This is a genomic window from Streptomyces sp. NPDC006134 (assembly GCF_040628835.1).
Taxonomy (GTDB): domain Bacteria; phylum Actinomycetota; class Actinomycetes; order Streptomycetales; family Streptomycetaceae; genus Streptomyces.
In genome coordinates this window covers 96,477-108,029 of record NZ_JBEXTV010000028.1, presented here as the reverse complement: position 1 = coordinate 108,029, position 11,553 = coordinate 96,477, and the positions used below count along the sequence as shown (strand labels likewise).

The 11,553-nt window shown below is 69.8% G+C and carries 8 protein-coding genes; 4 read left to right on the top strand and 4 right to left on the bottom strand.

What is annotated here, in order from left to right; genetic code table 11:
* Nucleotides 1-260: transposase (locus ABZ340_RS19920; protein WP_358783095.1), on the top strand; the 260-nt coding region annotated here is incomplete at its 5' end.
* Nucleotides 261-388: 128 nt separating this feature from the next.
* On the opposite strand, the gene ABZ340_RS19915 is transcribed toward ABZ340_RS19920, so the two are convergent.
* On the bottom strand, nucleotides 389-1,411 hold the full coding sequence (locus ABZ340_RS19915) for a translation initiation factor 2 (RefSeq protein ID WP_358783094.1): 1,023 nt from the start codon (nucleotides 1,409-1,411) through the stop codon (nucleotides 389-391).
* Nucleotides 1,412-1,541: 130 nt separating this feature from the next.
* Here ABZ340_RS19915 and ABZ340_RS19910 point away from each other — a divergent pair, with 130 nt between their 5' ends.
* The 3 genes from ABZ340_RS19910 (at nucleotide 1,542) to ABZ340_RS19900 (ending at nucleotide 8,684) form a co-directional block, all read left to right on the top strand.
* Entirely contained in the window at nucleotides 1,542-5,987 is a 4,446-nt protein-coding gene (locus ABZ340_RS19910; RefSeq protein WP_358783093.1) for an NACHT domain-containing protein, read from the top strand.
* Complete coding sequence (locus ABZ340_RS19905) at nucleotides 5,984-7,363, top strand: hypothetical protein (RefSeq protein ID WP_358783092.1); 1,380 nt, start codon at nucleotides 5,984-5,986, stop codon at nucleotides 7,361-7,363. The genes ABZ340_RS19910 and ABZ340_RS19905 overlap by 4 nt, the downstream gene beginning before the upstream one ends.
* Before the next feature lie 250 nt (nucleotides 7,364-7,613).
* Nucleotides 7,614-8,684: a hypothetical protein gene (locus ABZ340_RS19900; RefSeq protein ID WP_358783091.1), complete on the top strand. Its 1,071-nt coding sequence runs from the start codon at nucleotides 7,614-7,616 to the stop codon at nucleotides 8,682-8,684.
* Nucleotides 8,685-8,735: 51 nt separating this feature from the next.
* Here ABZ340_RS19900 and ABZ340_RS19895 read toward each other — a convergent pair whose 3' ends face one another.
* The 3 genes from ABZ340_RS19895 to ABZ340_RS19885 all read right to left on the bottom strand — a co-directional run bounded on the left by ABZ340_RS19895 (nucleotide 8,736) and on the right by ABZ340_RS19885 (nucleotide 11,535).
* Nucleotides 8,736-9,860 carry an amidinotransferase gene (locus ABZ340_RS19895; protein ID WP_358783090.1) on the bottom strand — a complete coding sequence of 375 codons (1,125 nt, stop codon included), beginning with the start codon at nucleotides 9,858-9,860 and terminating at the stop codon, nucleotides 8,736-8,738.
* 269 nt (nucleotides 9,861-10,129) lie between these two features.
* Complete coding sequence (locus ABZ340_RS19890; protein WP_358783089.1) at nucleotides 10,130-10,780, bottom strand: CoA transferase subunit B; 651 nt, start codon at nucleotides 10,778-10,780, stop codon at nucleotides 10,130-10,132.
* Nucleotides 10,780-11,535, bottom strand: coding sequence for a CoA transferase subunit A (locus ABZ340_RS19885; protein WP_358783088.1), 756 nt, complete (start codon nucleotides 11,533-11,535; stop codon nucleotides 10,780-10,782). Before ABZ340_RS19885 ends, ABZ340_RS19890 begins: the two co-directional genes overlap by 1 nt.
* Nucleotides 11,536-11,553: the final 18 nt, after the last annotated feature.

Below are 11,553 nucleotides of genomic sequence, written 5' to 3'. Positions count from 1 at the left end.
GGCCCGAGGGCCAGGACGCTCCGACGGGCTACTGGATATCGAACCTGCCCGCCACCACCCCGGTCGCGGACCTGGTGCGGTGGGCGAAGATGCGCTGGCGGATCGAGCACGACTACCGCGAGCTCAAGCACGGCCTCGGACTCGACCACTTCGAGGGCCGCACCTGGCGCGGCCGGCACCACCACGTCACCCTCGTCACCGCCGCCCAGGCCTTCCTCACCCTCCGGCGGCTCGACCCAAAAGTCCGCACACCGGCCTGACCCTCTACCAGGTCCTCGATGTTCTTCAGGACCTGCTGAGGTGCTGGACCGGTACCTGCACCACCTGCGGGCGCCCCCTGCTCAGCCCTCGAAGCAACCGCAGACAGCCCAGAACCTAACGAAGCCCCCTAGCCCCGGCGCCCAGGTCCTTCGAGCCGTTTCAGCGCCCGGCGTTCGGCGGCCTCGACATCCAGCCGGCCCGACCGGTCGCCGCCGCGGGCGATGACGGCCGCGCGCACGAGAGCCAGATAGAAAAGAGCCGGTCCGCACGGGGTCCAGGCTTCCGGCTTCTTCTCCAGGACGAAGTCGAGCACGCTGTCGGGATCGGCCGGGACGAACTCGAACCGGTCGTGCTCCCACTTGTCCTCGATGCCACGGCTGCGCCGGGCGATGATGTCGTCGGCGGTCAGCTCGGTGAGGACGGCGCGGTAGAAGGCGGCCCATTGGTGGTTGCGCAGGTCGAGGGCGAAGGCGAGCAGTTCCAGCTCGACGTCGTCTTCGTCCTGTACCGCGAGTTCCTCCCGCAGCGCGCGACGCGCCACCGCGTGGAGACTGATCGGGGAGCCGTCCTCGGGGACGTCGTGGATGGCGGCGAGGCCCTCGTTGACCGACGAGTTCCAGCGTTCCTTGTTGCGGCCCTCCACGGTGACGCTGCGCCGGGCGAAGACCATCTTGTGGTCCGGGCCGGTCTCCACGGCGACGTTGACGCCGAAGCTGCAGGAGAGGAACGCCGGGGCGGTCACAGGGTCTGCGTGGTCCAGGTACTGCGAGCGCAGGGTGGCGGGTTCTCCCTCGCGCAGCGGCCTGTCGAGATTGATCGACGTGGCGAGGAAGTCGTAGTAGTCGGCGTCACACAGGCTGATCCGCACCAGGGGTTCCTCGGCCTCGTCGGTGCGCGAGACGATGACGCTCTCGACCGCGAAACGGGGGTTGTTCCAGGCGTAGCGCTCGCCGGCCGCCTGCCTGCGCTGCTGCTCCGCCTCGATGTCCTGGCGCCACCGCTGGACTTCGACGGGAAGATCCACTCGGCGAAGCCCCGGCTCATAGATGATCTGCACGTTGTCCTCGTGGATCGGACGGGTGCCGTCCCCCTCGAAGATATGGCAGTCGGTCGTCAGTCTGCCGATGACCATGCGGTCGCGCAGCGCCACAAATCCCTCCCTGGCCTCATGACGAGTAGCGTGAGCGGCACACTTCTCCTGTGCGTGACGTCAGGCTTCCATAAAGGGTTCTTCCCTGGGGCATGAATGAACGGCTGAACTCTTGGGAGGGGGAGTTCGGGTGGATCGCAGGCAGCAGCACGACGGTGTGGTGGCCACCGTCGTGGTGGACCGGTACCGAGGGGACGCTCGGGGGGTCAGGGACCGCCCCCGGCTGAGGAGGACGGCCTCGCGGTTCGTCGGGCAGGCCAGGCGGCTGGGATTTCACCTGCCTTCGCTGGGAGTCGAGAGTTCGGGAACGGAAGGCGGCAGACAACTGTCCGCGGGCCGGGAACAAATTCTTGATCTTGTGATGCGGCTCCGGCGGCAGTCCGTGGACAGGAAGATCCTTTACTGGACGGGGCATGGCGAGGTGGTCAACGGCTCCTTCCACCTCGCCTGTGAGGACAGCTACGAAGAGGGGGAGTTCGATCCGCACCGCGCGGTCGCGGCCGAGGAACTGGTCTCCTGGCTGGCCGAGGACGCCACCGACACCCTGCTCGTGCTGGACGCCTGCTTCTCGGGAGAGGCGGTGGAAGAGGTCAGCGAACACGTCAAGGAGGCACGGAAGAGAGCCAGGGTGCCCGATGCCGACGCCGGCTTCGCCGTCGTCGCCACGGCAGGGTCGCGGCAGGAGGCATGGGAGGGACACTGGGTCGACTGCCTGGAACAGGTCCTCTCGGCCCCCGACCTGACCGTCGACGACAGCGCGAGGATCTTCCATCGGGAGCAGGAGGCCGTTCCCTTCCAGCACTTGATGCGCGCGGTCAGGGCCCGGGCCCGGGACCACGTCCCCTTCTGGCAGGAACCGCGGCCGCTGCACACCTGGTTCTTGTCCAACCCTTACTGGTCGCCACGGGCCCGGGCCGCCCTGCGACCGGAGGACGACCGGTCCTGGATCGGCAAGGAGCTCGCCGACGAGGAACTGCCCGTTTTCTCGGACTCGGGGGAGAGCTGGCATCTGCGGGACTTCGCACCCCGCCACCGAGTGGTCACCGATCTGGTCGACTGGCTGCGTGTCCACGAGTCCGGGATGTTCACGGTGACGGGTGCGTCCGGGGCGGGAAAATCGACGCTTCTGACGTATGTCGCTCACCTGACCGTCGCGCATTTCGTGGCCGCTCTCCCGGCTGATCGCCGCCCGGGGACACTGCCCGAACTCCGGTCGGTGAACGCCGCGCTCCACTGCCGCGGCAGGACCCTTTCGGAGCTGTGCGAACAACTGGCGCGCAGCCTGGAGCCACTCGGCCTGCGAAGAGCGGACATCACGCAGGGGGCGCCGCACGGTCACGTGGCGCGGATCGCGGAACTGGCACAGCTCAAGGGCAGCCTCACTCTGATGTTCGACGGACTCGACGAAGCAGCCGCAGGGCACTCCTTCGACATCGCCAGGAGGCTGCTCAACCCCCTGGCGGCCCAGCCGAGGGTGCGGGTGGTGGTCGCCACCCGGCCGAACGCCCGCCGCAACCTGCCGGGTGACGCGCACGCCGAGACCCTGCTCGAAGTCCTGCACAGCACGAACACGGTGGAACTCGACCGGTTGCCCGAGGTCGAGCAGGACATCGCCCGGCACGTCGAACGGCTGCTGAGCGAGGAGAGCTCTCCCTACCGGCTGCCGGAACAAGCACACACGCGCGAGAGGGTCGCCCGGCACATCGCCGCCGCCAGCAACGGCCTGTTCCTGGTGGCCACCCTGTGGGCCCGTCGCCTCGCCAAGATCCCCGCGCTGGCGGACGAGAAGCAACTCGGACGGGAGCTGCGGAAGGGGACGTCCGTCCTGGACGCCTTGCTGGCGGACGAACTGGAGAGTCTCGATCCGCTGGAGCCCGCGCGTATGCGGGACTTCATGAGGGCGCTCGCGCTGGCACAGGGAGCCGGGCTTCCGCAGCCCCGGACGTGGCTGGCCGTCACCAACGCGGTGCGCGCTCCGGGGAGCAGGGAGTACGCCGAGAAAGACCTGCGGCACGTGCTCAGCACGGCCACCGGGGTGACGATCGCGAGAGCCGGCGAGTCCGGTGAAGACGTCTACTGTCTCCACCATCCCAGTTTCGGCGCGCATCTGCTGGGCGGCGAGCAGCAGGTGAGGGAGCGGCATCGTGCGGTCTGCCGTGCGCTCACACCGGCCGGCGGTGAGGAGTGGCGCCACGCTGATCACTACGTGAAGTGCCACCTCGCCGCGCACGCCGCCTTGGCCGGAGACGACGTTCTCGAGGGCCTGGTGAGCGACTGGCATTTCCTGGTGGCCGCCTCGCCCGACATCCTCGAACCGCTGGTGGCCGCGCGACTGGCCGCCACCCGCGAGAGCGCGCTCTACCTGCGTGTGGCCGACCATTTCCGCAGGCACCCCGCGGAGGAGTCCCGGTGGGCGATGCTGCGTGCCACCGCTTTGGCGATGTTCTCCCGGGACTTCCTCGCATCCGTGCCGAAGCCGTCCTTCCTGTTCTGGGACGACGTGTGGAGCAGCGCCGAGCGGCTCCCCTTGCAACGGAGCTGGCCCGCTCCCACCGGCGGGGCGCTCGCCGTGCACTGGGAGGCGCAGGGTGACGGCTTCATCCATGTCTCGGGTGCCGGCGAGGTATGGACGTGGACCGCGGACGGGCGTCACGTCCGGGGAAGGGACACCGGGCCGGCCACCTGGACGGCCCAGCCGCGGCAGCGCGGTGTGACGGCTACCGGCCGCGGCGGGAGCCGGGTGATCGCCACGCATGACGGTCAGTGCGTGCGCATCTGGCACGGCAGCGACCGGAATCCGACGGAAGAGCTGTACTGGGGAGGGACCCCCGCTGTCATCGACTCCGTGGTGGGGCAGGACGGGGAGGTCTTTCTGGCCGTGGCGGACGGCGACCGTCTGTGGCTGTGGCGGTGGGACGGCACCACCGAGTACACCCGGGACGGACTCCATCTGCATCCCTTGCGCGTGCCGGTGCCGGTGCAGTGTGTCTGCCTGCTGGTGTCGGACGACAGGGTCGCCGCGGTCACGGGAGGCCCTGGTGGGGTGACGGTCTGGGAGGTACCCGGACCCAAGACGAAGACGGCTTCGTTGAGGCCGGTCAGGACTCTGGGAGAAGGCGTCGAGAGCATCAGGGCGGTGTCGGCCCTGGGACCGCAGGACGGGGACGGCTCCACAACCATCGCGTACCTGGACGGCCACACCCTCCGAGTCTGGCGGATGGACGACCTCTTCCGGGGAGAGGCACACCTGCTGTTCAGCGCATCGAGCGCGGGACGCGCCGTGGCGCTCGGGCGGGGACCGCGCGGACGGCTCACCGCCGTGCGCGAAGGCGCCACGGTCCGGGTGTGGGACGGATCGGGCACCGAGCGCGTCCCGCTGCCGTGCCAGCACCACCATCAGTCCGTGGCCTTCGACCCCGCCGGCACGGGGCGGCTGGTGGTGGCGGACGACACCCGGGTCCGTATCTGGGAGCCGCACGATCCCGAGGAGGAGGGCGGGGCGACCGGTGTCGGCCGCGTCGGCGGGAGGGCGGTCGACAGACATCGGCTGCGGGTCGCCGGGGGAGGGCCGGACGACATGTTCCTCCTGGCCCGCTCCCAGGGGGCCGAGGTCTCGCTGAGCCTGCATTCCCCCGCCGGCAGCGTCGTCGAAGGGGTCCGGCTCTCGCACCCGGCCGAGGTGAGCGCGCTGACCACCGCCAGAGTCGGTGACCGTTGGCTGACGGCCGCCGTCGGGCGCAGACACGTTCTGCTCCGCACGTTCGGACCGGGACTGGAACTGCTGGACACGGAGGAGTTCGATCTGCCTGGTGCGGCCGAACAGCCGGTGTCCTCCGTCGCCCTTCGCGTCACCGGCAGTGGCGGTCTCTGCCTGCTGTGGCCGTCCGGGCAGAGCGTGGTCACCTGGGAACGACCGGGCCCGGAACGAGCTCCGTGGCGCAAGGGGAGGATCTTCTGGATGCGAGCCGCGGGCGCCGTACAGCAGATCGAGGTCGTGGAGGTGCCCGGCGGCCCGTCCTGGCTGTCCGCCTGGGGCGGCAACGCGGTCCGGCTCTGGAATCTCGGCGAGGCCGAAGGGAAGCCCGAGGGGGTGCAGGCTCCCAGAGCCCGCGCGATCGCCACCGGCGTGCTGAGACGAGCGGCCACACCGGTTCCGTTCGTCGCGCTCGCGGCGGGAGACACGGTGAAGTTCGCCGAGTGCGACGGGGGCCACCCGGTGTGGACCGTCCTGCCGCGGCAGCCCGGCGGACCGGTCGACGGACTCGCGCTGGCAGGACCGGCGCAGCGGCCCCTCCTCGTGGGGTGGAGCTGGAAATCCGGCCGTCTCCGGCTCTGGGACATCCGAGGGGAACAGGCGCTGAAGCCCATCGCATCCCGGGGGTTCGACGTGACGGGTGTCGATTCCGTCTTCGACGGACGCGGCATCACCCTCATGGTCCAGGGCATCGCGCAGAGCAGCCTCCGCTGCGACCAGGTCTTCCTGCCGGGGCAAGCCGGTCAGCATCCGTCGGTGGTGAAGGTTGTCGGACAACGGACGGAGAGAGCCGTCCGGAGGAGCGGGAGGAACGTGTTGTGAAAGACGACCTTGTCGTGCTGGTTCCGGGCATCATGGGCACGGCCCTGACCCGGGACGGCATTGATGTCTGGGATCTGACGCCGCAGGCCGTCGGCGGCATTTTCCGGACCGGCGCCACAAGGGAGATGCTCAAACTGCAGGAAGGGATCGGGGACGGCGATCCGGAGCCCCCTCACGCCCTGCGGCTGAACGGTGTGGTCCACGGCCGCCGCCTCCTCCCGGGACTTCTCTCCACCGTGGAACACCCAGGGCTCCACAAGAGACTCGGTGTCGAAAAGGAACGGTTTGCGGTGTTCCAGTACGACTGGCGCCTCAGCAACCGCAATTCAGCCCGAAAACTGGCCCGCTTCGTCGAGGAGCGGCTGTCACGGTGGAGGGAGACCGCTGATCCGAAGCGCTTCCCGGGAGCCAGGGACGCCAAGGTCGTCTTCCTGTGCCGCTCCATGGGCGGACTGGTGGTGCGGTACTACACCGAGGTCCTCGGCGGGTGGGAACAGACCAGGTCGGTCGCCACGCTGGGCACACCCTTCTCGGGGAGCGTCAAGGCACTGAGGTTCTTGGCCGGGTGTATGCGATGGGTGCCCGGCCCGCTCAGGGAATGGGTCCATGAAATCTGCTCGACCTATCCCTCGCTCGGCCAGCTCCTCCCCACCTACCGCGTGGTGGTCGGCACCGAGTTCGGCAGGTCCCGTCTGGGAAGACGGCCGGTCGAGGGGATCGGCACCTGGATGGTAGATGACTGTTTCAGCTTCTTCTCGGCCGTTCAGGACGCCATCGTGGAGAATGACGCCTTGCACGGTGACAAGCGCTACAGACTGGTGGCGTTCGGCGGTGACAGACACCGGACCGATCAGTCGGTCTCCTTCGCCCCGGGCGCCAGACCCCGATTCCATCAGGACTTCTCACGGTCGGGTGTCCCCGAGGACCACGCGCTGAGACTCTTCGGTGACGGCACGGTGGCGGATATCGCACAGGTTCCGCCCGAGTGGGATTCCACCGGTGAAACGGTATGGCTGGACAGCAGACATGCCGACCTCATCAACGCGCCGCACGCCCTACGGCAGTTGCGGCGGATCTGCAATGATCTCGAACTGGCCAAGGCGCTGAGCGGTGAGCACCCCGTCGGTGTCGAACTCCCCGACGTCGCATCCGCCAAGGAGCCCTTCGAGGTCTGGGCGACGAACGCCGACAGCGCGATGAGGCTCCGGGTGCGCCGTCTCGACGAGGACGGCAGATGTGTCGCGGACGAAGCGATGGCACCCTGCGGAGACGGAAGCTTCCGCGCCCAGCTGCGGGCGGAGCCCGGGCGATGGACCCTGGAGGTCTACTCGCGGCCTCTCGAGTACGTGTGCCGTGACGTGTTGCTGGTGGTGTGAGAACTGCCGTAACGGCGCACGCCGGCTCGGCACCGGCGCACTCACCGCGCTGTCGTTCCTCGGCCTCGGCGTGCAGCCACCGTCGTACGACTGAGGCGCCCTGCTCAGCAGCGGTCTGGAGGCGTTCTGCACCGACCCGCCGAGGCGGCGGGCCCGGCAATCGGGTACGGCCGGTGAGACCGTGCCGCCAATCTGCCCAGCTGGTTCGGGAGTTGATGTATATAAAATGATGAATGGTTAGGATCGATGGGTGGGCATATCCGATCTCACCCAGACCGCGGCGGAACCCGTATCGCAGGCCGAACCGGAGGCACGCGTGCTGGTGTGCCCGGCGTACGGGAGCAGCGAGTCGCGCAAGCACTGGCATGACACTCTCGAACAGGAAGTCGCCTTCGCGGAGGAAGGGCTGGCGCGGCACCTGACGCCCCGCCAGCTCGACCGTCTCGCCTCCCTCCACCCCGAGGGAGCGGCCCGTTTCTGGGGTGCCACGCCGACCCACGACAAGGCGATGGCGAAGGTGCGCACCGGCGATGTGGCCCTGTTCACCGGGAAGAACAAAGTACTGGCCGTGGGCGAGGTCGGCGCCGTGTTCGCCAACGAGGAGTTCGCCGACGCGCTGTGGCCGCCCCGGCCCGGGGGCAAGAGCTGGCGCACGGTGTACAGCCTGCGCGATTTCGTTCCGGCCGACGTTCCGTACAAGGTGCTGACACGGCTGATCGGGTATTCGGACAACCACAAGTTCCCCGGCCAGCTGGTGCTGGAGGGTGACAAGGCACGGGCCGTCATCGACGGGCTGCGCATCACCACCCGGACGGCCATGGAACAGCTCGGCCTCGCGGAACCGCCCGCCCCCGGCCCGGTGCCGTCCCGGCGAGCAGAGTTGGAACGACAGCACACCTCGACCGTCGGCTTCGAGCGCGCGGCGGCGACGACGCTTTACCGGCGTGAGGAACAGCCGCTGGTGAGGGAATTCTGCGCCACACTCACCATCGCTGCCGGGCGTTTCCGCTGCCCTGCAGGTGTGTGCGACATCTATCTGGAGGGGCCCGACGGCGTCGAGGTGATCGAGGCGAAGAGCCGCACCGCGCACGCGTATGTGCGGGAAGCCCTCTCCCAATTGCTGGACTACGCCCCGCACAGCCCGCTTCCCGCCGACCGGCTCGCCGTACTGGTGCCCGCCCCGCTCGACGAGCGGGAACTGTCCCTGCTCCACCGGTACGGAATCGACTGCATTCACCGGGTCTCCCCGGGGGTCTTCCAGCGGGTACCGGCCCCGGATCGCAGGCGACGTCTGATGAGAGGACTGTGGACGGCGGGCTGAGGCCGGGGCTCAGCGACAGGGGTACCGACGCCGAGCGACCCGGCCGCCCGCTCAGTCGAAGTACGACTCCAGCTCCCCGCGCCGGCGCACGTCCAGTGTCGCGCAGTGGAAGGAGCCGCCGAACGGGGCGTAGTGGAGCAGGTCGCACGGGATCGGTTCGAAGCCCCACTTCTCCAGGGCGCGCAGCATGCCGGTGTGGTGGCGTTCCGCGATCACCCGTTTGTCGTCGACCATGAGGACGTTCATGCTCAGCCACTTGCCGCACATGGACGTGATCTTGAGCAGGTGGTCGTCGAGGGGGTCCGGCTCGGGGGCGACGAGGATGTCCCAGGAGCGCAGGACGTCGGGGAGGCGGTCGACGTCGATGTACTCGGGGTTGACCAGAGCTTTGCCGGGGGCGAGCAGGACGAAGGTCGTGTCGATGTGCATGGGGGTGCGGCAGCGGCTCTCGATCTCGTGGATGCGGTAGCCGGGGCCGAGGTGGCGGCGCAGCCACTCGATGCCCATGCGGTTGGTGACGTTGCTCCGGGTGACGAACAGGTCGCGTCCGGCGCGGACGAAGTCCGCCGCGTCGAACACCGGCTCGAACTCGGTGAGGATGTAGCGCATGGGCTCGCCGGGCCCGGGGACGCGGAAGTCCGCTTCGAAGAGGTCGTCGGTGAGCTGCGGCTTCGGGGCGGACGTCCAGCGTGCGCCGCGCCGGAAGTAGTCCTTGAGGATCGTGCGGTAGGAGTGGGTCTCGAAGTACCGGCACGGCCAGGCCATCGGGGTCTCGATGATCTCGTCGCCGATCACGAGCATGCTGTCGCGCGGGCAGGTGTTGCAGAAGCCGCGTGACGTCCAGTCGGGGGTGCCGAAGCGTTTCCTGTGGTCGACGGCGTCCGGGCGGGTGACGGTGACGCCCAGGGAGCGCAGGAGGGCGACGAACCCGTCGAGCTCCTGCTGGGCCCGCTCCACCAGCACGCGCGGGTACTTGAACCCGGCGGCGAGCCCCTGGAGCCGTGCCGCCCACGGCGGGATGTTGCAGGAGACCACCGGGTGGCTGGAGGGGATGGTCGCGCCGTCGAGGCGGCCGACGACGATCTCCTCCAGCGGGTCCCACTCGTTGTGCGAGTTCACCGGCGAGACCAGGGATTCCGCCGCGCTGGTCCCGGCCGTGGTCGAGGGCGCCGTCATCGGGCGTGGGCCGGGGTCCGCGCCGGGACGCCACCATGCGTGCCCGCCGACGCCGTCGCCGTCGGAAGGTCGGTCCTCCGCGTCACCGCCATGCTCAACCGCTTTCGATCGCCGTGCCGACAACGTCCCACACCGGGTGCGTTACTCACCGTGGCGCGACGATGGGGTGTCCGTCAACCGGGCGGCCGTCGGTCGGGCGTCGGTCGGGCGTCGGCCGGGCGTCGGCCGCCGGCCGGGGACGGGCTCCGGACGGCGGCCGACGCGCGGGGTCAGCAGGCGGCCGTGAGGCCGTACAGGAGCAGCGGGGCGCCGGTGCGGGCCGTGATGTCCTCGACGGTGACGTCCGGGGCGGTCTCGACGAGGGCGAGGCCCTCGGCGGTGACGTCCAGGACGCCGAGGTCCGTGATGACGCGGTGGACGCACCGCTCGCCGGTGAGGGGCAGGGTGCACTCGTCGAGGATCTTCGGGCTGCCGTCCTTGGCGGTGTGCTCCATCAGGACGACGACGCGGCGGGCGCCGTGGACCAGGTCCATCGCGCCGCCCATGCCCTTGACCATCTTGCCGGGGATCATCCAGTTGGCGAGGTCGCCGCGGGCGGAGACCTGCATGGCGCCGAGGACGGCCGTGTCGATGTGGCCGCCGCGGATCATGCCGAAGGAGAGGGCCGAGTCGAAGAAGGAGGCTCCGGGCAGGACGGTGACCGTCTCCTTGCCCGCGTTGATCAGGTCGGGGTCGACCTCGTCCTCGGTGGGGTAGGGGCCGGTGCCGAGGATGCCGTTCTCGGAGTGCAGGACGACGTGCACGCCGGGCGGGAGGTGGCCGGGGATGAGGGTGGGCAGGCCGATGCCCAGGTTGACGTAGGAGCCGTCGGCGAGCTCGGCGGCGGCGCGGGCGGCCATCTGGTCGCGGGTCCAGGCCATCAGGAACGTACCGTCCTCTTCTCGATCTGCTTGTCGGCGGCCTCCCGGGGGCTCAGGCGGACGACCCGCTGGACGAAGACGCCCGGCAGGTGCACCTCGTCGGGGCGCAGCTCGCCCGGCTCGGCCAGTTCCTCGACCTCGGCGACGGTGACGCGGCCGGCCATGGCGGCGAGGGGGTTGAAGTTGGCGGCGGCCTTGCGGAAGACCAGGTTGCCGTGGCGGTCGCCGCGCCAGGCCCGCACCAGGGCGTAGTCGGTGGTGATGCCGTGCTCCAGGACGTGCGGACGGCCCGCGAAGTCGCGGGTCTCCTTGGGCGGGGAGGCGACGGCGACTGTTCCGTCGGCCGCGTACCGCCAGGGCAGGCCGCCTTGCGCCACCTGGGTGCCCACGCCCGCCGGGGTGTAGAAGGCGGGGATGCCCGCGCCGCCCGCGCGCAGGCGTTCGGCGAGGGTGCCCTGCGGGACGAGCTCCACCTCCAGCTCCCCGGACAGGTACTGGCGGGCGAACTCCTTGTTCTCGCCGACGTAGGAGCCGGTGACGCGGGCGATGCGGCCGGCGGCGAGGAGGACGCCGAGGCCGCGGCCGTCGACGCCGCAGTTGTTGGAGACGACCTCCAGGCCGCCCGCCCCCTGCTCGTACAGGGCGCGGATGAGGACGTCGGGGACGCCGCTGAGGCCGAAGCCGCCGACGGCGAGCGAGGCGCCGTCGGGGATGTCGGCGACCGCCTCGGCGGCGCTGCCGATGACTTTGTCCACGGTGTGCGTGTTCCTTTC